A 21,353-nucleotide genomic window follows, 5' to 3' on the forward strand; every position below is an offset into this window, starting at 1 on the left:
GTGACAAGAGCCTCCCGGCAGGCGAGAACGGGATGTCCCCCGTGGACACCCCGTTCTCGTCGGCGGGTCAGGCCTCGGCCAGCCAGCCCTCCTCGACGAGGACCTTCGTCGAGTTCGGCAGGAGGTAGGCGGTACCTCCGCCGACCTGGCCGTGGTCCGGGCGCACGATCCCGGTGATCGCCTCGAACTCCCGCACCACCCGGTAGCGGTGGTACGGCCCCGGCGGCTCGCCGGGCGCGATGCTGCGCTGCGGGATCGTGGTGCCCGCGACGTAGGCGGTGTTGCCGGTCGGCTCGCCGAAGCGGTCCACCTCGTCACCGGGCCGCAGCCGGACCACGAACTTCTGGTCGTAGGCCGACAGCGGCGGCTCGCCCGCCATCTCCGGCCACGGGCACTCGAAGTCCAGCAGCGGCTCGTCCGGCTCGCGCAGGTAGCGCTCGCGCTCGACGGTCATGGCGCCGATGAGGAAGCAGCCGGCCGTCCACGGGTCCGGGAAGCGGTGCTTGGGGTTGGGCCGGTCGTCGTGGGCCTCCACCGCCCACCAGCCGTCCGGCTCCGGCCGCATGCTCCAGCCGCCGCCCACCGGTTCGTCGAAGCTGTAGAACCGGCTGCTCACGCCCTGCGCCGCCAGGTGCGAGCCGACCAGGGCGAAGGCCTCCTCCGGCTGCCGGGCCAGCATCGCGACCGGGTCGGTGGCCAGGATCATCGCCTTGGCCCGCGCCGAGGCGATGTCGGCGACCGCGGTCGGCGCCTGGTAGCGGGCGCGGCGGATGTGGTCGAGGAACTCCGGCGGCGGGGCGATGTCGTGCTCTTCGAGGTAGTAGGCCATCGCCTGCGGCCACACGAACACGCCGTCGGTGTGGAACTGCTTGGGCACCTCGGGGCGGCGCTGCGGGTCCAGCTCGTCGGCGTCGGTCGACATCGCCGAGAGCACGATCTCGCCGCCGTTGAGGTAGCTGAAGACCTCGCGCTTCTCGATCCACGGCACCGCGGGGCGGAACACCTGCGGGCGGCCCTGGGCGTCCCGGCCGTCGAACACCGGCAGCATCCGCAGCGGACCGGTCGCCCCGTCCGGGTAGGTCACGGCATCGACGAAGTGGTCCCAGGCGGGCGCGAGCAGCCACTGCTCGGGGTTGCGGCGCGGGTAGAAGCGCAGCTCGTCGAGGTGGGCGCGGCCGTCCTCCGGCGGCGTCCGCCACTGCGGCTCGCCGTGGGCGGTGCGCAGCTCGCCCCCGGAGAGCACCGCGCTCGTCCACGCCCCGGTGTCCGGGGTGTAGCCGACGTCGCGGATCCGGCGCAGCAGTTCGAACGCCTCGTCCCCGGCGTCGGTCTCGTACCGGGTCCCGAGCGCCGTGCAGCGGATCTCGGTGGAACCGGCCACGGCCCGCAGCTCCTCCAGCAGCCCGGCGAGCTCCGCGGAGCGGTCCGGGAAGGTCCCGAACGCGGCGGGCGCCGGGAACGGCGGGTGCACCGGGAACGGGTCACCCTGCCTGACGTTGATCAACTGTCCCCCTCAGCGGTATCGGTGTGAGCCACTCCGTCGAGGCGGCGACGCGGCGCCGGCTTCGGCGACGGGATGCCGCCGCTCTCGGCCCCGACGGTGGCGGGTTCGGCCGACCACTGCGGTCGGACCGGGTAGCGCTCGTTCCAGTCATGATCGGACGGCGGGTCGATGGCGGCGCGGCCTGGCTGGAACCCGCCGCGGCCGAACTCGGCGACGCAGTCCAGGGCGGTCTGCTCGATGACGTCGCGCAGCTCCAGCTCCGCCAGCCAGTCCAGCGGCAGCGCGCCCACGCCCTGCAGCGCGCCGACGATGTTGCCGCAGATCGCCCCCGTGGAGTCGCTGTCGCCGTCGTGGTGCACGGCGATCTGCAGCGCCCGCTGCACGTCGTCCCCGGCGACCAGCGCCGCGCACACCGCGATGGCCACGGCCTGCTCCCCGACCCAGCCGCCGCCGAGGACCTCGGTGATCCGCTCCGGCGTCGGCTCGCCCTCGGCGGCCAGGTCCACGGCGGCCTTGATCGCGGCGGTGGTCTCGTCGTGGTCGTCCCAGGTCTCCAGCACCTGCAGCGCCAGCCACACGCCGTCGTCGAGGCTGCGGCCCAGCAGCGCCTGCTGCACGATCACCGCCAGCGCGCCCGCCGAGTGGTAGCCGGCCGGGTGGCTGTGGGTGATCGCGGCGGTGCGCGCGGCCAGCTCGAACACCTCGGCCGGGTCGGTGGAGGTCAGCGCGACCGGGGCGGCGCGCATCGCACCACCGCAGCCCTTGGAGTCGTTGACCTTCTCCGTCAGCGACCCGGCGGGCTTGCCGTCGCCGAAGCCGGTCAGCGCGCGGAAGATCGTCTTGCCCGGGGCGCGGGTCTTGAACAGGCCCGGCACCTCGATCAGCCAGCCGTCCGGCACCGGGTACTCGGCGAGGAACGGGCCCGCGGCCGCGTCCCACTCGACGCCCTGGGTGTGCAGCCAGCGCTGGTAGGCGAGCTGGACCTCCGGCAGCGGGTCGTCGGCGCCGAGCGTGCGCGCGGCGACGCTGCCCCGGATCAGGCCCTCGGCGGTGAACAGCGTCATCTGGGTGTCGTCGGTGATCGCCCCGTGCACGCCGTAGGCCTCGCGCAGGCCGTCGGGTCCGGAGGGACCGAAGCGCTCGGTGATCTGCGCGGCGTTGGTGAACTCCAGGTCCGAGCCCAGCGCGTCACCGAGGGCACCGCCGAGGAAGCAGCCCAGGACTCGCTCCGTCAGCGACGGCTCAGCGTCGCTGGGACCGTCGCTCTTGGCGTGCACGCGACGACCACCCGAGGCCGGAAGGATCTCGGTGACCTGCGGTTCTTCGGTCTCGGTGTTGTCGTGCGCCGGTTCCGCTCCCTCGGGTTCCTCCCGTTCCTCGGAGATCTCCGGGGGCTCCGCGGAGATCTCCGGGGGCTTCGCGACGCCGGGCAGCACGTCCGGGTCCGGGGTGAGGTCGATCGGCGCGGGTTCGGAGTCTGCGTCGGCGAAGCGGAACTCCGGGTCGGAGTCCCGGGTGAAGCGGGCGTCGGGCTCCGGCTCGTTCTCGCCCCGCTCGGGAACGGAGATCAGGTCGAAGGGCGAGCCGATGCCGCTCACGTCGACCACGGTCGAACCGGACGGTTCGGCGTCAGCCGGCTCGAAGTCGTCGGCGGGCTCGAACTGGTCGGCGGGCTCGGGCTCGTCGGCGGGCTCGAATTCGGCGAGCTCGGTATCGGCCACGGGCTCGGTATCGGTCACGGGTTCGGGGTCGGTCACGGGTTCGGGGTCGAAGGCTTCCCGGGGGTCGGCGTCGACGTCCCGGATGGCTTCGACGACGTCGGTGGTCTCCACGTCCGACTCGGGCTCGACCTCCGGTTCGAGATCGGTCTCCGGCTCGGCGGCCTCCGGTTCGAGGTCGTTCGCCGGTTCGGGCTCCGGGTCGGACGCGCTCCCCGGATCGAAGGCGGCCGCCTCGACCACCGGCTCCGGGTCGAGGTCAACCACGGGTTCCGGCTCGGGCTCCGGGTCGCGCTCGGCCTCGACCAGCGGCTCCGGTTCGGGCTCCGGATCCGGTTCGAGGTCGACGCGGGGAGTCTCGGGGATCGGCGCGGGCGCCTCGACCTCCGGCTCGGGTTCCTCGGCCTCACCCGGGTCGAGGTCGATGGGCGTGCGGTAGCGCGGTTCGAGGTCCACCGGCGCGCGCTCGGGTTCCGGCTCGGAACCGATCGCGGCGAAGACCGCGGTCGTCTCGGCCTCCTGAACGGGCCGCTCGGCGGGAAGCTGCTCGACCGGCTTCTGCTCGACCGAATACTGCTCGACCGAGTTCTGGGCAGCAGGCCGCTCCTCGACGGGCGCCGGGAACGTCGGCGCACCGATCCGGCCGTCGAACCGCGGAACCTCCTCCTGCACAGGCGGTTCCGGCGCGACGGGCCGCGGTGCGGCGGACTGGGGCGCTATGGTCTGGGGCGCGACGGTCTGGGGTGCAGCGACCTGGGGCGCAGCGGCTTGCGGCGGTTCCGGCGCGGGAGGCGGCGAGTCGTCCTTGATCGCGGGCATGACCATCGTCTGCTCGGCCGAGCCCTCGACGGTCTTGGCGGGCCCGGCGGGGATCTGCCGCGGCCCGGTCGGCTGCGGTCCGCGCGTGTAGCGCTGCGCCCACTGCGGCGGCGGCGGCGGCGCGAACGCCTCGGCCGCGTCGCCGCACAGGGTCTCGATGACCTCGCGGAGTTCGAGCTCGTCCAGCCACTGCCGCGGAATCCCGCCGGGCCCGTGGACGGCGCCGGCGAGCTGTCCGGCGAGCGCACCGGTGACGGCGCTGTCGGCGGAGTTGTTGACGGCGACCTGCACGGCGTCGGCGAAGTTGCGGGTGCTGCCGACGGCGGCGAGCGCGATGCCGAGCTCTCCGGGCTTGTCGACGACGTCGAACTCGATGTCGATGTCCAGCGGTCCGGGGACGCCGCCGCGCTGCCCGACGAACATGGCCGCGTGCACGGTCCGCCGCACGTCGGCGGGCACCCCGGCGACGCGGTAGGCGGCGTTGAGCCGACGCTGGTCGGACTGGGTGACCGCGTCCCACAGCGGGATGCCGCGGATGAGCTGCGCCAGCACGTCGGCGTGCAGCCCGGAGGCGGCGACGGTGTTGGCGCCGGAGGTGTAGAGGTTCGCGATGCCCGCGCCCGCCGCGTACACGCCTTCGGGCACGTTCGACCACACCATCGCGGGCGCGGCCAGAACCGAGTGGTCGGCGGAGCCGTCGACGACGACCGGGGGTTGCGGTCGGCCGTCGGGGCCGATGGGGTATCGCGCGGCCATCCGCCCGAGCAGTCCGAGCGAGAAGCCCGCCGGGTTGCGGGTGGAGTACAGCTCGCGGCGTTCCAGCAGCCAGCTGGTCGGCGCGGGTTCGGTCGCGGCGAACGCGGCCATCGCGTACTCCCACGGCACGCCCTGGGTGTGCAGCCAGCGGAGGTGGTTGGCGAGGACGAACTCGGTGGGTAAGCCGGTGCAGCCCTCGGCCTTCGCGCGCAGCAGTCCTTCGAGGGTGAACACGGTGAGCTGCGTGAGGTCGGTGACGGCCCCGCGCCGCCCGTAGACGGGGAGGTAGTCGACGACGCCGCGCGGCCCGAACCACTGCTGTATCTCGGCGGTCGAGGTGTGCCGGACTCCGGCACCGAGGGCGTCGCCCACGGCACCGCCGAGCAGCGCCCCGCGGAAACGATCGGCCCAGCTCAGCTGCGGTTGCGGGTCGGTCATCGCCTTCTCCTCAATTGCTCACCAGGCGGGATAGCGCTGCGCCCACCCCGGATCCGAGGGCGGTCCGGGGCTGAACTCCGCCAGCGCGTCCCGGGCCGCGGTCTCGACCAGTCCGCGCAGTTCGAGGGTCTCCAACCATTCCGCCGGAACGGCCCGAGCCCCGTGAAGCGCCCCGCCAATGTTGCCGCACACCATTCCGGTGGAGTCCGAGTCCCCCGAGTGGTTCACCGAAAGAAGCAGCGCCTCGCGCAGTCCGTCGGTGGCCAGCACGGCGTAGAGCCCGATCGCGAGCGCCTCCTCACCGACCCAACCACCCCCGAGCTCCTGCGCGATCTCCTCAGGTGACACGGGTCCGCGCTCGGCGAGCGCGACGGCCTCGTCCAGCGCCCGGAGCTGCTCCTCGTGCTCCGGCCACCGCGTCAGCAGCTCCCGCGCCAACCGCACGGCATCGCGCAGCGGCACCTCGCGGACAAGCTGGTGGACGATCACGGCCAGCACCCCGGCCGACTCAGGAGCGGGAAGCGCTGATCCCATTCATCATCATCCCTCGGGAATTCCCTCAGCTGCTCCGGAACGTCCTGGGAAAGTCTGAACACCAGCTTGGCCGACATCGAGAGCCCCTCGGCCCAGTACGCCGGGATGCCGCCAAGACCTTCGAAACTCGCACCTCCGATGGCTCCCGCCAACGCCCCGGTCACCACGCTGTTGCCCGAGTGGCTGACCGCGATCCGCAGCACCTCGTCGAAATCGAGTCCCCCCGACTGCACCGCACACGCGGCGATCGCCAGCGCCGAGAACGGTCTGCAACCGTCTCCCAACGTCTCGATCTGCTCAGGTGCGATGCCAGGCGATGCCAAGGAATCAGCGGCCCGCATGAGACGCAACAGCTCTGCGTCCCCAGCACCTAGTTCATCGGCATCAACCTCGATGACCTGGTCGAATCCACGGACGTAGTTCTTGGTCATCACAGTCTGCTGCAGAATCGCCCCAAGAGCCTGAGCTGCTTGAACCGACTCACCACACATCCCGAGCACACCGCACACCCGCCCCACATGCTCGATGACCTCTCGACTGACCAGAGAGGACACACTTGCGGGAATGGCCGAGTACAGGAACTCGGGCAAGCCCGCAGGGCGCCCGGAAAGACCTGCGGCGACAGCCGCCACAGCACGCGATCCGGCAATCCGGGGTGGCAGGTGCCTTCCCAGCCAACCGGACTGTCCTTGGGCTTCAGCGGAACTCGACGACCAGAGAGCGTAGGTAGCCCGCAACTCGGCCATCGGATCCAAGCCACGAACCAATGCGCGATCGGACCTGATCAAACCATCCAGGGACAGAGCCAGCGTCACCAGACCGTCCGACATCGGCGGCTCTTCGGCGCCTGGCTCCAACGAGGTCGCACCCGGTGCACCGAACCGTTCCCCGTTCTTCGGCCAACCCGATGACGTGACCCGGTGTCCGAGCGCGTCCCCGATCATCGCTCCGACAACAGCACCGAGGAATCGCTGCGCGCGTTCCGCAACGAGTTCCCCGTCGCCCAGCACGGGGCGCCTCACCGGCTTGCCGGCGGTCTCAGGCCCTGTACCGCCCATCACAACCATCCGTACCTCGAACGATCACCAGGCCGGGTAGCGCTGGGGCCAGGAGAGGTCTGTGGGTGGGCCGGGGCTGAACTCGGCGAGGGCGTCGTTGGTGATGGTTTCGATGATCTGGCGGAGTTCCAGGGTTTGCAGCCAGTCCGCCGGGATGGCGCGGTTTCCGTACAGGGCGCCGCCGATGTTGCCGCAGACGATGCCCGTGGAGTCGGAGTCGCCGGAGTGGTTCACCGACAGCAGCAGCGCATCGCGCAGGGTGTCGGTGGCCAGCACGGCGTAGAGCCCGATCGCGAGCGCTTCCTCACCGACCCAGCCTTCGCCGAGCTCGGCCTTCAGCTCCTCAGGTGTCACGCGACCGCGTTCCGCCAGGGCCACCGCGCGGTCGAGGACCTGCAGCTGCTCCTCGTGCTCCGGCCAGCGCGTCAACAGGTCCCGCGCCATCCGGACCGCATCGCGCAGCGGGACCTCGCGCAGCAACTGGTGCACGATCACCGCCAGCACACCGGCCGACAGGAACCCGCTCGGGTGGCTGTGGGTCAGCGCGGCGGTCCGCACCGCCACCAGGAAGACCTCGCTCGGATCGTTCGACCACGCCGCCACCGGCGCCGCCCGCATGACCCCACCGCAGCCCTTGGAGTTGTTGATCCGGTGCTGCGGAGTCGCGAAAACGCCCGTCTGCGCGAAGTTCGCCAACGCCGACATGCACGTGCTGCCCGGGGCCCGCGACGCGAACAGGTCCCGGTTGGTGATCAACCAGCCGTCCGGCCGCTGCAGGTGCTGCGCGTAGGGCCCGCCCGAGGTGCGCCACTCCGGTCCCTGCGTGTGGTACCAGCGCTGATACGCGTGCTGCACCTCGGGAACCGGATCGTTGTCCCGCGGCTGCATCCGCCGAGCCACGTGCGCCCGGATCAGCCCCTCCAGCGTGAACAGCATCATCTGCGTGTCATCGGAGACCTGAGCAACCCCGTCACGCAACACCGGACCCGTCACGCCATCAGCCCCGTGATGCCGCCGAATCATGTCGATGTCGTTGAACTCGACGGCATAACCGAGCGCATCCCCCATCGCCCCACCGAGCATGGCCCCGAGGAACCGCTCTTGGGCACTGATGGGCTCCGCAGGAACGGCAGCGGGCTGAGGGTTCTGCCCAGCAGCTCGGCGCTTCTCGAGTTCCTGCTTGAGCACCGAGCCTTCGATGAATGCCTGGTGCCGCGTGGCGATGTCGAGCACGAGACCGGCTTCGTCCAGGAACGGCTCGATCGAGGCCAGGTTGGCCTTGTGCGCCCCCTTCGCGAAATCCGGGACGTACTTGACCGCCGACGCACCGAACAGAACCTTCCTGCCGCCGAGCGGGAAGATCGGGGCGGCCCCGTCTTCCTCGACCACCAGCGCGAAGTCGCTGTCCGCGAGAACGGTCACGAGCGCGCCGGTCGAAACGTAGCCGGCGGTGTGCAGGTGCAGGACCTTCTCGAGCATGCTCACCGGCTCCGGAAACCCGAGCGTCAGTGGAGACGGCTTGTACTTCGAGCTCGGCCGGTACTGCCCCGTCACGGCGCCGGCATCGTCAACCCAGTACTCACCGACGAACGCGTGCTCGGGAACCTTGTCGCGCGGCTGCCCCTGGTACATGCGGTCCGGCACAGCGATCCAGGTACCAGGCTGCTGCTGTGCCGCGGCTCGCAACTCATCGGTGATCTCGGGCGCCGACTGCAGAATCGCCCGTGAACCGATCAGCATCACGTCCTGCGCGTCAGGACCGGTCGCGACATGCACGTTCAACTCGGGCAGCATCGGCAAGAGCTGGTACCCGTTCACGACGGTCGTGCCAGGAGCGAAGTCCGGTACGGCCTTCTTGTTCGTGCACACCCAGACCTGCTGCTTCTCCTGGCCCTCGACGCTGACCATCACCGGATCCGCCGAGTCCTCCGACGTGACCAGGAACAGCTTGGCGATCAGGAACTCCCGGTACACCTGATCGATCGCCTCAGGATCACTCGCGTACCGCTCGATGGCCCGCTCAAGCGCAGTCGTCGGCCCCTGCTGGCTCATCCCGCTTCTCCGTCCTCGACCGCGCCCTCCGCGTCGCGCCTCCGCTTGGCGGGGAAGGGCTTGAAGTTGTCATCCAGCCCGATGGGGAAGTTGTCCCCCGGTTTGGGAGTCCCCTGACGCCCACTGCGATGCAATTCGCGCATCCACTCCCTTGAAGCTTCCAGAGCCTCCCTCTTCTCCGGAGGGAGCTTGCTCCAATCCGCGCTGTACTTCCGCACGAGCTCCTCATGACTGAGCGGCTCGGTCCCACGGTCCCGCAGGTGGACGACCCACTTCCCCAGCCCGTCGCTGAACTCCTTGCTCAGCAGCTCGAAGCGACCCTTCGGCGGCCAGACAACTTCTTCATCCAAGACCACCTCACCGCCCAAGATCAGTCAGGTAGATCGTCCACTTATCAGTTTCCTCATCAAATTTTCTGCTACTGACCGCAAAACGGCTACCTGGGGGCCACGCCACCTCACGCATTCCCCCATACGGCTTGAGGAACTCGAGGTCTTTACCTTCACGTGCCTCGATCACGAACTCGACATTTCCGGGGAAGGGATCCCCCTTCGAGGAACTCGTAAAGGCGTTCTCCGTGACCTCTGCGCCATCCGAATACCGCTCCAGGAAATCTTCCATGTTCCAGGAATCGATGAAAATGCCACGGTGAACCGTGGGGACATCCGGAGTCGCAGTCCAGTCCGGGAGTTTGTTCATACCCGACACGGCGTTGCGAATCACGGTCTCATACCTGCGCACCTCTTCGACGTCTCCGCCGCGGAGCGCCTCGTTCCAGTACTGGTGATCCATACCGGTGTAGAGGTACATCGCGGAAAGTTCCTCGTCGGTGATGTGCTCGATATCCGGCCGTCGGCTTCGGATCTCTTGGAGTTCGGCATCACTCAGCACCTTGCCGAGCTGCCGAAGGGCAGAGTGGTCCTCGGCCGTCGCGCGGAAGTCCCTGTCGCCGAAGAAGTCGAGCTCGTCGAGCGGATTGCGTTCACCGAGTCCAGGTACATCCGGGTCCGGGCCGTCCGGCAGCAACGTTCCCTGTTCGAACCCGTTGTCGCTCAGGAAGTCGTCATAGGATCGGGTCGGCGGGGTCACATCCGGAGGAGGCGGGAAGCTCGCCGCGCCGGAGTCGACTCGCGGAGTTCCAAAGTTCGGGCCCGGAGCCTCAGAATACGCCACTGGACGATGGGAGGCGGTCTGCTGAGATCCCGTTGCGCGCCCGCTTACCGGCGGAGCTGGGGTGCTCTGAGGTGCGTTCCACCGCTGTTGCGGACTGCTTGATGGGGAAGCGTTCGGTTGCCCACCCTGAACCGGATTCCCTTGGGCCTGTGGCGCGTTTTGCCGAGGCTGTGTGGGGGCTGGCTGTTGAGGCGGGCGGCCGCCCTGCGGGTGCTGCGGCGGCCCATATCCGGCGTGTTGCGGATACTGCGGATTCGCGTACTGGGGCTGCTGCGGGTAGCCACCTTGTTGGGAAACGTGCTGCGGTTGCTGCGGGTAGGCGCCGCCCGCCTGCTCCGGGTGCTGCGGAGCGGCGTGCTGCGGATATCCCTGCGGGGCGCCCTGCTGCTGGTAGCCCTGGTGCGGCTGAGCCGAGTAGTGCTGCGGAGCGTTCGGCTGAGCGTAGGGCTGTGCCGGTCCCTGCTGCGAATAACCCTGCGGCTGGTATCCGTGCTGCGGGTGCCCCTGATTCGGCCCGGGCTGCGCGTAGCCCTGCGGGTGCTGCGCGAACCCTCGGCTCTGCGGAGGCTGGACGTTCTGCTGCTGGAATCCCTGCTGCGGGTTGTACGCCTGGTGCTGCTGCGGGGTATATGCCTGGTACTGCTGCTGCGGGTTATATGCCTGGTGCTGCGGGTTGTAAGCCTGCTGCTGTTGCGGACTGTAAGCCTGCTGTTGCTGCGGACTGTAAGCCTGCTGTTGTTGCGGGTTGTAGGCGTGGTTCGGCTGCTGTGGTGGTGGGTGGGGGCCCGGTGGCCCGGTTCTGTAGTCGTGGCCTGTGGCCGCGTCGATTGCGAAGTCTTCTTCCTTGAGTCGTCGGCGGAAGAAGCCTCGTCGTTGGGCGTGTTCTGCTTGTACTCCTCCTCGGGTCCACTCGGGGTTGTGGCCGGGTGGGTAGGGGCTGGTGTGGACTGCTTTGGTGCCGTCCGGGCGGAAGGCGGTCCACTCGCCCGGGGAGTCCAGGCGGGGGTGCGGGGTGCCCGACTCGTCCTCGTCGAACTTGGCTCGGGTTTCGCTGGCGTAGATGTTGCCGTAGTTGTCGACCCACGCGTTGCTGTTCGGGGCCAGGACCTCGACGCCGAGCTCCTCGGAGAGCTGCTGGGCGAAGTTCTTGCCGCCGGGGACGTCGGCGCCCGTCTCGCACGAGACCAGGCGGACCGGGGTGCCGTCCTTGTAGCCCGGGGAGCCCTTGATGATCTCGGCGAGTTCCTTGGCGTCGAGGTCCAGGTCCTTGAACCTCACGCCGTTCGGTCCGCCGTGCATCTCGACGGTGAAGCGGTTCGGGTCGACCGAGCAGCGCGGCCGCTTGTTGGCCCACTCCGCGCGGCCGAAGTAGTGCTCCTTCGGCGGCCTGGTGAACGACAACCCGGCCGTGTTCGCCTCGATGTCGCGACGGCGCGGCCCCAGCTTCTCGCGCAGCTCGTCCGAGATGTCGAGGCGCGGCGTGTGCGACGCCTTGTGGTGGCCGGCCTGCCACGAGTCCTTCGGCGGGGTCTCGGCCGCCATCGACTCCGCCGTCGACGGCTTCGGCTGGTCGGGTTTGGGCTGGTCAGAAAGGCTGTTCGGCGTTTCCGGGGTGCGCTGGGCGGGGATCGGCGTGCGGGGCGCCTCGGCCGTGCGCAAGTGCTCCGGGCGGGGTGGGGCCGCGGTCTGGCGGTGCACCGGGGCGCCGGGGCGAGCCTGAGATGCGCGCGACGGGCTCGGGGCTCCATGCCCGCCGCGCGGCGCGTGCGCCGAGGCGTCCACGCGCGGCCGACTCGGGGCATCGACGTGGGGCCGGTTCGGCGCGTCCGCACGCGACGCCGCAGGACGATTCGGCGCGTCCGCACGCGACGCCGCAGGGCGGTTCGGCGCGTCCGCGCGGGGTCGGTTCGGGGTGTGCGCGGCGCCCGGATGGCCGGACGTGCCGGTCCACCCGCCCGATCCCTGGCGTCCCGCGCCGCGCGGCGACGGCGCGGCACCGGACGGGGAACCACCTGACGGGGCCGACGGGCTCGCGGCTCCGGCCGGAGCCGCGCTCGACGGCTGGTCCGGGCGCGGAGCGGACGGAGCCGACTGCGGAGCGGCGGCCTCCGGCGGCCTGGCAGGTGCGTCGACGCCGGCTGCGGAGGTGTTCGCGGGAGCGCGCTGGGCGTCGGGAGTCGAACCGCCGGAACCCGTGTGTGTCTGCGCGGACGGCGATCCGGCGTCGCCGCGAGGGGCGTCGGTGTGCGTCGCACCGCCAGAACCCGAGTGCGTGGAACCCGAACCGGACTGCGATCCCGGATCGACGTTCGACCTGCTCGAACCCGAATCCGCCTGCGCCGAACCGGAATCCGTCCGCGACTGCGAAGCCGCGTCAGCGTGGCTCGAACCCGGATCCGGCCGGCTCGAACCGGAGTCGGGACGCGACTGCGGCCCCGCATCAGCAGAACTCGAACCCGACTGACCCGAATCGGAGCTCGACCGCGACTGCGATCCCGCGTCACCGTGACCCGAACCCGAATCCGCTTGCGCGGAAGGCGAATCCGAGCTGGAGCGCGACTGGGCCGACCCGCTCGAACCCGGGTCGCCGGACGCACCCGAGCCGGAGTCACCGCTGCCCCCGGAACTCGAATCCGACTGCGCCGAACCAGCCCCCGAAGCCCCCTCCGACTGCGAACCGCCGTCCGAGGTCGACCCCGATCGCGTGGACGCATCCCCCTGGAACGACGAACGGCCGCCCTCCGCGGACGGCGAACCGCCGTCGTCGCCCGAGTCCGGGGCGTTCGGGCTGTCCGGCCCGCCGAACCTGGCGTTGTGACGGCCGACGACGTCGGTGCCGAAGGTCTCGTCGATCTTCTTCCAGGACTTGGCGGCCAGGTGCTCGGCGACGTCGAGCTTCTCCGCGACCTTGCTGACCGCCCCCGCTCCGGCCTTCGCCTTGCCGCCCAGGGTCTTCATGATGTCGCCGAAGACCTCGGCGAGCTTGGCGAGCTTCGGGGAGACGTTGCTGATCGTCTTGATCAGCTTGTTGACCACGTCGGCGATCTTGCTGACGGTCTTGGAGATGAACGCGACCGCCTGCGGGACCACCCAGGCCAGCGAGGCGATCGGCGGCAGCAGGGCTTCCAGCGCGTAGGTGATCAGCCGCGAGATGCAGTCGGCGACCAGGTCGCGGACGAACTCGCGGACGAACGAGACGACCTCGCCCATGACCGTCACGACCGAGCTGATGGTGCCCGCCAGCTTCGCCGCGCCCGCGAGCGCTTCGCCCTTCTCCGCGGCGGTCCGCCGGTAGGCGTCGCCCGCGGCGCCGGTCCAGTCGGCGGTGTCGGCCTTGACGGCGTCCTCGTACTGGCTCGCGGCTTCCTCGACGGCCTTGGAGACGTTCTCCCAGGTCTTGCCGTAGGCGGCGACGCCGTCGGGATCGCCGGCGAACCAGTCGAGGGCCTCCTTGAGCGGCTGGACGTGCTCGATCAGCCAGGACAGCCCGTAGGACAGCAGCGTGCCGATCGGGTCGACGGCCATGCTGATGCCTTCGAGCGCGAGACCGCCGTAGGCGAGCCCGGATTCGACCCAGCTGGACCCCTCGTTGAGGCTGGAGACGTCGTTGACGGACTCGGCGATGCCGATGCCCGCCGCCCAGCCCTGGTCGCCGGTGCCCTTGGTGATGAAGCCGTCGTCGCTCTCCGGCTGCTTCTCGACGAGCGGGTTGCTCACGGCTGCACCCCGCGGATCATCTCGCTGTTGCGGTCGTCGATCTCCTGGTAGTCCTCGGCGGTCGTGCGCACGTCATCGGCGATCTGCTGCATCGACTTCACCGCTTCGCGGACCGCGTCCACGCCCTGCTGCTCGGCGATGTCGATCATCTGCGCGAACGGCTGGCACAGGACTCCGTAGGCGCTGTTGTCCAGCGAGACCTGCTGCGAGGCGTCGACCGCCGTGCTCAGCTGATCCACCACACCATCCACTTTGGACGCGTGGGTGCGCAGGTTCTCGATGACGACGCTCATCTCGTCAGACATGTGCGATCCCCCAGATCAGCGCAGGAAGGAGCCGTTGCCGAAGTCCTCGTCGTCGAAGTCGTCCGGCCTACGACGACCTGGGGACTGCTGCGGGGGCTGGGGGCGGCGCGGCGGCTGGGCGGCGTCCTCGACGGGCGTCCGGATCTCGTTGCGCCCGCCGCGCGCCGGCGGTTCCTCCTCCGGAGGCGGCTCCGGGAAGTGCCTGCGGGCCTGGTCGAGCACGTGCTGAGCGGCCGAATCACCCATGCCGACGGTGTCCTCGACGGCCTGCTGCATCTGCCCGGGGATCTTGGCCTGCGCCTGCTGGACGAGGCGCATGATGTCCGCGCCGAGCCGGGCCATGGGGCGGTTGTCGGCGTTGTCGGCGAGCTGGAGGTCCTGCAGCATCCCGCTGGAGGCGACGGTCACCCGGATCGCGCCATCGCGGGAGGACTCGGTCACCGCGATGTTCTCGACCTGCTGTTGCAGCCGGGTGAACTTCTCGGCCTTCTCCGCCGCGCGGTCCTGCCACTCCCGGACCATCCGCTCGGCGGCGCCGATGTCCCTGCCGAAGTCCTCCGCCACAGCACTCCCCGTCGATCAACTGGCCAGCGGATGAGCACGTTATCAACCGATCGTGTGCCGGTAGACCGGATCCGAACTTTCCCGCCCGAGGCGAGGATCACGCCGTCCGGGAACCCGGAATGTAAGGTCGGGACCGTGACGGGGGGATGGTTCGCTGCGTTGGTTCGGCCGGACAGCAAGCAGCTGACCGAGACCCTCAGGGCCGCCATCCGCGACGGTTCGCTGGCCGCCGGGAGCCGGGTTCCCTCGACCCGCTCGCTCGCCCAGGAGCTCGGGATCGCGCGCGGCACCGTCACCCGGGCCTACGACCAGCTCGCCGCCGAGGGCTTCCTCATCGCCCGGCAGGGCGCGCCCACGGTCGTCGCCGAGCTGCTCGCCACCCCCGCTCCCGAGGAACCCGCATCGGCCGAGCCGGAGCCCGAGGTGGCCCGCTGGGACTTCCGTCCGGGGCGGCCGAACCTGAGCGCCTTCCCGCGCCGGGACTGGCTGGCGGCCAGCCGCCGGGCGCTGCGCGACGCGCCCACCGACGACCTCGACTACGGCGACCCGCAGGGTCACCCGCGGTTGCGGGAGGCCCTGGCCGACTACCTCGCGCGCGAGCGGGCGGTGGCCGCGCCCCCGGCCAACATCATCGTCTGCAACGGCTACACCCAGGCGTTGTCGCTGCTCAGCAATGCCCTCGCGGATCTGGGCGAGACGTCGGTGGACTTCGAGGACCCGTCCGCGCCGCACCTGTGGGACATCCCGGCCGGGTTCGGGATGGCCGTGCACGGCATCCCGGTGGACGCCGAGGGCATCGACGTGTCGCGGCTGCGGAGCCGGGCCGTGGTGGTGACCCCGGCGCACCAGTTCCCGCTCGGCGTGAGCATGAGCTCCGCGCGGCGGACCGAGCTGGCTCGCCGCGCCAAGGACGAGGACCTGCTGGTCATCGACGACGACTACGACGGCGAGTTCCGCTTCGACCGGCAGCCGGTGGGGTCGCTGCAGGGGATGGCGCCCGAGAACGTCGTCTACGCCGGGACGGCGAGCAAGACGCTGGCCCCGGCGCTGCGCCTGGCGTGGCTGGCGCTGCCGTCGCGGCTGGTGGAGCCGGTGCGCGAGCTCAAGCGCAACAGCGGTCTGCACGCACCGCTGTTCGAACAGCTGGCCATGGCAGAGTTGATCTTGTCGGGGGCCTACGATCAGCACGTCCGCCGATCGCGCGCCACCTACCGACAGCGCCGCGAGCAGCTCGGTGAAGCGCTGCGCGGGATGCGTGCGAACCACCGGCCGCACCCGGCCGGGATCTCGGCGGGCCTGCACGTGACCTTGCAGCTGGATCCGGAAGGACCCACGGAAGGCGAGGTGCTGGACAGGGCGCGGCAGCACTCGGTGGAACTCCAGGTGCTGGGGCCGCACTGGGTCGCTCCCGGTGCGCACCCGCCCGGCGTGATCGTCGGGTACGCCGCACCCTCGGACCACGCGTTCCGTCCCGCACTGCGAGCGCTGGTCACCGTCCTGGAGCGGTGACTCGATCGGGCGACACTGCGCGTCGCCGCCGTGTCCGTAGCACGAACGGGGAACACTTGTTCTATTCTGGTGTCCCCTCCCGCGATAAACAGGAGACAAGTTGACCGAAGAGCAGACCACCCCGGCCGAGGCCACCGGCTTCGACAGCACCGCCTCCACCGCTGTCGCCACCGAGCCGACCTCGCCCGAGACTCCGGCAGCTCCGGCGCCGGCTGCCGCCGAGACTCCCGCTGAGACTTCCGGGGCTCCTGCCGAGGCCGAAGCGCCGAAGAAGCGCCAGACCCGCAAGAGCTCGGCGAAGAAGACCCGCACGGTCGAGCTCACCCTCACGGTCACCGGCACCGCCGACGGCGAGTGGCAGGCGGAGCTGATGCACCAGGGCAAGCGCGTCGTCCAGGCCCTGCCGGTCGCCGCCGCCGCGGTGTCCAAGGCCGCCGCCGAGCTGAACCCGGAAATCTTCGAGACCATCGAAGGCGTCATCAACGAAGCCCGCCAGCAGCACGAGGCCAAGCTCGCCGAACTCGAGGCCGAGGTCGAGCGGGTCCGCAAGGCCCTCGCCGAGCTCGAAGGCTGACCCGAAGACTCCCGGGGCGCCGTGGTCCCCTCCCAGGCACGGCCCCCTGGACATGAGAAAGCCCCTGCCCAGCAGGGGCTTTTTCATGTCCAGAGTCCTCCGGGCTCGTTGTGGGGGTGGGGAAGTTTTCATGAAAACTTCCCCCTCCACGTCCCCGAACCGAGGTTTCAACTGACATCTCACCCACCCCCACAACGTGAGAACGTGCTGGTGGGGCGGGGTTCCCGGGTTCGTCGGGGGAAGTTTCCGGTGAAACTTCCCCTGGGTTTGTGGGGAGCGCAGTTTTCATGAAAACTTCCCCACCCCACAAACCCACGGTCCGAGGACGGGCCTGGGTCGATCCGGAGTAGTCAACGAAATGATCAAGGGCGGTTCCGGTCGGGTCTCACCTGGACTAGCTTCCAGAACCATGACCCAAGCCCCCGTTGAGCAGACCCTGCCCATGCCGAAGATCGAGGCCGAAGCCCTCGCCGACCACTACGACGCCCAGCCCGCCGCGGGCGACGAGCCCGCGGACGAGGACTGACCAGCACGAACCCGGTCACGCGGCCGGGGACGGAGCACAGCAGTCCGCTCCACCCCGCGCCGCTCGTGGCGGTCCCGGAACGAGAAAGAGCCCCTGCCCGGAGGAGTCGGGCAGGGGCTCTCGGCTACTTCACTCGGAACTTCAGCGGTAGTCCCGGCCGAAGTCGTAGTCGTCCAGCGGGACGGCCGCACCGGTGCCGGCGCCGAACACATCCGGGGTGTAGTAGCTGTCGTCGTAGGACGGGATCGCGTAGGCCGCGGCCCGTGCCTCCTCGGTCGGCTGCACCTGGATGTTGCGGTACCGGTTGATGCCCGTACCGGCCGGGATCAACTTACCGATGATCACGTTCTCCTTCAGGCCGACCAGCTTGTCACTCGCGCCCTCGATCGCGGCGTTGGTGAGGATGCGGGTCGTCTCCTGGAAGGAGGCCGCCGACAGCCACGACTCGGTGGCCAGCGACGCCTTGGTGATGCCCATCAGCACCGGACGGCCGGAAGCCGGGTCGCCGCCCTCGGCGACGACGCGGCGGTTCTCCGCCTCGAACTGCGAGCGCTCGACCGGCGAACCGGGCAGGAACTCGGTGGCACCCGAGTCGATGATGATGACCCGGCGCAGCATCTGGCGGACGATGACCTCGACGTGCTTGTCGTGGATGCCCACACCCTGCGACCGGTACACCTCCTGCACCTCGTTCACCAGGTGCAGCTGGGCCTCGCGCGGGCCCATCACGCGCAGCACCTCGTGCGGGTCGACCGCGCCTTCGAGCAGCTGCTGCCCGACCTCGACGTGGTCGCCGTCGGAGATCTGCCGCTCGGTGCCGTCGACCGAGATCGCCGCGAGCCGCTGACGCTTGGACAGCTTGTCGTAGACGATCTCCTCGCCGCCGTCGTCCGGAATGATCGTGATCTTCCAGTAGCGGTCGTTGTCCTCCAGCCGGATGCGGCCGGAGGTGTCGGCGATCGGGGCCTTGCCCTTCGGGACGCGGGCCTCGAACAGCTCCTGCACACGCGGCAGACCGGTGGTGATGTCGTCACCGGCGACACCGCCCTGGTGGAACGTGCGCATCGTCAGCTGCGTACCGGGCTCACCGATGGACTGGGCGGCGACGATGCCGACGGCCTCGCCGACGTCGACCAGCTTGCCGGTGGCCATCGAGCGGCCGTAGCAGACCGAGCAGACGCCCACGCCGGACTCGCAGGTCAGGACGCTGCGGACCTTGACCTTGGTGACCTTGGCGGCGAGCAGCTTCTCGATCGCCGGGTCGCCCAGGTCCGAACCGCGGGCCAGCACGATGTTGCCGTCGGCGTCGGTGACGTCCTCGGCGGTCGTGCGGGCGTAGACGCTGGTCTCGACGTGCTGGTGACGCATGATCCGGCCGTCGTGCAGCACCTCGGCGATCGGCATCTTCACACCGCGCTCGGTGCCGCAGTCGGTCTCGCGGACGATGACGTCCTGCGAGACGTCCACCAGACGACGGGTCAGGTAACCCGAGTCGGCGGTGCGCAGCGCCGTGTCCGCCAGACCCTTGCGGGCACCGTGGTTGGAGATGAAGTACTCCAGCACGGACAGGCCCTCGCGGAAGTTCGCCTTGATCGGGCGCGGGATGTACTCACCCTTCGGGTTCGACACCAGACCACGCATACCGGCCAGCTGAACGACCTGGGTCATGTTACCGGCGGCCCCGGACTTCACGATCGTGCTGATCGAGTTGTCCTCGGGGAAGTTGGTCTCCATGGCCTCGGCGACCTCGTCCTTGGCCGCCGTCCAGACCTTGACCAGCTCGGCGTTGCGCTCCTGGTAGGACAGCGCACCGCGGCGGTACCGCTTCTCGACCTGGTCCGCCTTGGCCTCGTAGCTGTCGAGGATCTCGGTCTTGTTCGGCGGCACGACCACGTCGGTGATCGACACGGTCACACCGGAACGGGTGGCCCAGTGGAAACCGGCGTCCTTCAGCTTGTCCAGCGTCTGGGCGACGGTGACCATCGGGTACCGCTCGGCGAGGTCGTTGACGATCGCGGCCTGCTTCTTCTTCGGCAGCAGGTCGTCGACGAACGGGTAGTCCTCCGGCAGCAGCTCGTTGAACCAGACGCGGCCCAGCGTGGTCTCGGCGATCCACTGCTGGCCCGGCTCCCAGCCCTCCGGCATCTGCTCGGCGTTGGGGACCAGGTCCCGCAGCCGGATCTTGACCTTGGCCTGCAGGTCCAGCACGCCGCGGTCGAAGGACATGATCGCCTCGCCGACCGAGGAGAACGCCAGGCCTTCGCCCTTGGCGCCCTCGACCAGGCGGGTCAGGTGGTACAAGCCCGTGACCATGTCCAGACGCGGCATCGCCAGCGGCCGACCGGAGGCCGGCGACAGGATGTTGTTGCTGGACAGCATCAGGACCCGGGCCTCGGCCTGGGCCTCGGCCGACAGCGGCAGGTGGACCGCCATCTGGTCACCGTCGAAGTCGGCGTTGAACGCCTCGCAGACCAGCGGGTGCAGCTGGATGGCCTTGCCCTCCACCAGCTGCGGCTCGAAGGCCTGGATGCCGAGGCGGTGCAGCGTGGGAGCACGGTTGAGCAGCACCGGGTGCTCGGCGATGACCTCTTCCAGCACGTCCCACACCTGCGGGCGCTGGCGCTCCACCATCCGCTTCGCGGACTTGATGTTCTGCGCGTGGTTGAGGTCGACCAGCCGCTTCATGACGAAGGGCTTGAACAGCTCGACTGCCATTTCCTTCGGCAGACCGCACTGGTGCAGCTTCAGCTGCGGGCCGACGACGATGACCGAACGGCCCGAGTAGTCGACTCGCTTGCCCAGCAGGTTCTGGCGGAAACGACCCTGCTTGCCCTTGAGCAGGTCGGACAGCGACTTCAGCGGCCGGTTGCCCGGGCCGGTGACCGGACGCCCGCGACGGCCGTTGTCGAACAGCGCGTCCACGGACTCCTGCAGCATCCGCTTCTCGTTGTTGACGATGATCTCGGGCGCGCCGAGGTCGATCAGTCGCTTGAGGCGGTTGTTGCGGTTGATCACGCGGCGGTACAGGTCGTTGAGGTCGGAGGTCGCGAAGCGACCACCGTCCAGCTGCACCATCGGACGCAGGTCCGGCGGGATGACCGGCACGCAGTTGAGCACCATGCCGCTCGGGTCGTTGCCGGTGGCCTGGAAGGCCGCCACGACCTTGAGCCGCTTGAGGGCGCGCAGCTTCTTCTGGCCCTTGCCGCTGCGGATGGTCTCGCGCAGCGACTCGGCCTCGGCACCGATGTCGAAGTTCGCCAGCAGCGTCTGGATCGCCTCGGCGCCCATGCCACCGGTGAAGTACTCGCCGTACCGGTCGTAGAGCTCGCGGTAGAGGACCTCGTCGGCGATGAGCTGACGGGGCTCCAGCTTGGTGAAGGTGTCCCAGATCTCGTCGAGCTTGTCGAGCTCGCGCTGCGCGCGGTCGCGCAGCTGCTTCATCTCGCGCTCGGCGCCTTCCTTGACCTTGCGGCGCTGGTCGCTCTTGGCGCCCTCGGCCTCGAGCGCGGCCAGGTCGGTCTCGAGCTTCTGGGCCCGGGCCTCCAGGTCGGCGTCGCGCTGGTCGGCGACGCGCTTGCGCTCGACGCTGATCTCGCTCTCCAGCGTCGACAGGTCGTTGTGCCGCAGCTCGGTGTTCACACCGGTGATCACGTAGGCCGCGAAGTAGATGATCTTCTCGAGGTCCTTCGGGGCCAGGTCCAGCAGGTAGCCCAGCCGCGACGGAACGCCCTTGAAGTACCAGATGTGCGTGACGGCGGCGGCCAGCTCGATGTGGCCCATCCGCTCGCGGCGCACCTTGGCGCGGGTGACCTCGACACCGCAGCGCTCGCAGATGATGCCCTTGAAGCGGACCCGCTTGTACTTACCGCAGTAGCACTCCCAGTCCCGGGTCGGACCGAAGATCTTCTCGCAGAAGAGCCCGTCCTTCTCCGGCTTCAGGGTTCGGTAGTTGATGGTCTCGGGCTTCTTGACCTCGCCGTACGACCACTGGCGGATGTCGTCGGCCGTGGCGAGGCCGATGCGGAGTTCATCGAAGAAGTTGACGTCAAGCACGTCGGGTCTTCTCCCTTGGTCGAATGGTGCTCCTCCCGGTGCCACCGGGGGAA

At 69.7% G+C, this 21,353-nt stretch carries 12 protein-coding genes; 2 read left to right on the forward strand and 10 right to left on the reverse strand.

The features are described from left to right. Positions 1 to 67: 67 nt before the first annotated feature. The 9 genes from QFW96_RS10565 to QFW96_RS10605 form a co-directional block, all read right to left on the reverse strand. Complete coding sequence (locus QFW96_RS10565) at positions 68 to 1,504, reverse strand: glycohydrolase toxin TNT-related protein (RefSeq protein ID WP_281455389.1); 1,437 nt, start codon at positions 1,502 to 1,504, stop codon at positions 68 to 70. Next, positions 1,501 to 5,235 (reverse strand): ADP-ribosylglycohydrolase family protein, encoded by a 3,735-nt coding sequence (locus QFW96_RS10570; protein WP_281455390.1) that lies wholly within the window; start codon positions 5,233 to 5,235, stop codon positions 1,501 to 1,503. The genes QFW96_RS10565 and QFW96_RS10570 overlap by 4 nt, the downstream gene beginning before the upstream one ends. Before the next feature lie 18 nt (positions 5,236 to 5,253). Then, the gene (locus QFW96_RS10575) at positions 5,254 to 5,769 is read right to left on the reverse strand and encodes an ADP-ribosylglycohydrolase family protein (RefSeq protein ID WP_281455391.1); all 516 of its coding nucleotides are present in this window, start codon (positions 5,767 to 5,769) and stop codon (positions 5,254 to 5,256) included. Continuing rightward, on the reverse strand, positions 5,721 to 6,779 hold the full coding sequence (locus QFW96_RS10580) for an ADP-ribosylglycohydrolase family protein (RefSeq protein WP_281455392.1): 1,059 nt from the start codon (positions 6,777 to 6,779) through the stop codon (positions 5,721 to 5,723). The genes QFW96_RS10575 and QFW96_RS10580 overlap by 49 nt, the downstream gene beginning before the upstream one ends. Before the next feature lie 72 nt (positions 6,780 to 6,851). Continuing rightward, entirely contained in the window at positions 6,852 to 8,879 is a 2,028-nt protein-coding gene (locus tag QFW96_RS10585) for an ADP-ribosylglycohydrolase family protein (protein ID WP_281455393.1), read from the reverse strand. Next, positions 8,876 to 9,229: a hypothetical protein gene (locus QFW96_RS10590; protein ID WP_281455394.1), complete on the reverse strand. Its 354-nt coding sequence runs from the start codon at positions 9,227 to 9,229 to the stop codon at positions 8,876 to 8,878. The genes QFW96_RS10585 and QFW96_RS10590 overlap by 4 nt, the downstream gene beginning before the upstream one ends. 7 nt (positions 9,230 to 9,236) lie before the next feature. Further along, positions 9,237 to 13,769, reverse strand: coding sequence for a hypothetical protein (locus QFW96_RS10595; protein WP_281455395.1), 4,533 nt, complete (start codon positions 13,767 to 13,769; stop codon positions 9,237 to 9,239). Further along, positions 13,766 to 14,074 carry an ESX-1 secretion-associated protein gene (locus QFW96_RS10600; protein WP_281455396.1) on the reverse strand — a complete coding sequence of 103 codons (309 nt, stop codon included), beginning with the start codon at positions 14,072 to 14,074 and terminating at the stop codon, positions 13,766 to 13,768. Before QFW96_RS10600 ends, QFW96_RS10595 begins: the two co-directional genes overlap by 4 nt. A 15-nt stretch (positions 14,075 to 14,089) precedes the next feature. Beyond that, positions 14,090 to 14,638: a YbaB/EbfC family nucleoid-associated protein gene (locus QFW96_RS10605; protein WP_281455397.1), complete on the reverse strand. Its 549-nt coding sequence runs from the start codon at positions 14,636 to 14,638 to the stop codon at positions 14,090 to 14,092. Between the two features lie 159 nt (positions 14,639 to 14,797). On the opposite strand from QFW96_RS10605, the gene pdxR reads away from it, so the two are divergent. Both pdxR and QFW96_RS10615 read left to right on the forward strand, forming a co-directional pair. Continuing rightward, positions 14,798 to 16,147, forward strand: coding sequence for a MocR-like pyridoxine biosynthesis transcription factor PdxR (pdxR, locus tag QFW96_RS10610; RefSeq protein WP_281455398.1), 1,350 nt, complete (start codon positions 14,798 to 14,800; stop codon positions 16,145 to 16,147). Between the two features lie 100 nt (positions 16,148 to 16,247). Beyond that, positions 16,248 to 16,721 carry a DUF6319 family protein gene (locus QFW96_RS10615; protein WP_281455399.1) on the forward strand — a complete coding sequence of 158 codons (474 nt, stop codon included), beginning with the start codon at positions 16,248 to 16,250 and terminating at the stop codon, positions 16,719 to 16,721. 667 nt (positions 16,722 to 17,388) lie between these two features. Here the strand turns inward: QFW96_RS10615 and QFW96_RS10620 are convergent. Further along, the gene (locus tag QFW96_RS10620) at positions 17,389 to 21,300 is read right to left on the reverse strand and encodes a DNA-directed RNA polymerase subunit beta' (protein WP_281455400.1); all 3,912 of its coding nucleotides are present in this window, start codon (positions 21,298 to 21,300) and stop codon (positions 17,389 to 17,391) included. Positions 21,301 to 21,353 lie beyond the last annotated feature (53 nt).

This window comes from Saccharopolyspora ipomoeae (assembly GCF_029952525.1).
Lineage (GTDB): Bacteria > Actinomycetota > Actinomycetes > Mycobacteriales > Pseudonocardiaceae > Saccharopolyspora > Saccharopolyspora ipomoeae.

Bases quoted from the DNA above. Each gene is read 5' to 3' on its own strand.
- QFW96_RS10570 (WP_281455390.1), bottom strand. From the start codon at position 5,235: ATGACCGACCCGCAACCGCAGCTGAGCTGGGCCGATCGTTTCCGCGGG.
- QFW96_RS10575 (WP_281455391.1), bottom strand. From the start codon at position 5,769: ATGGGATCAGCGCTTCCCGCTCCTGAGTCGGCCGGGGTGCTGGCCGTG.
- QFW96_RS10585 (WP_281455393.1), bottom strand. From the start codon at position 8,879: ATGAGCCAGCAGGGGCCGACGACTGCGCTTGAGCGGGCCATCGAGCGG.
- QFW96_RS10600 (WP_281455396.1), bottom strand. From the start codon at position 14,074: ATGTCTGACGAGATGAGCGTCGTCATCGAGAACCTGCGCACCCACGCG.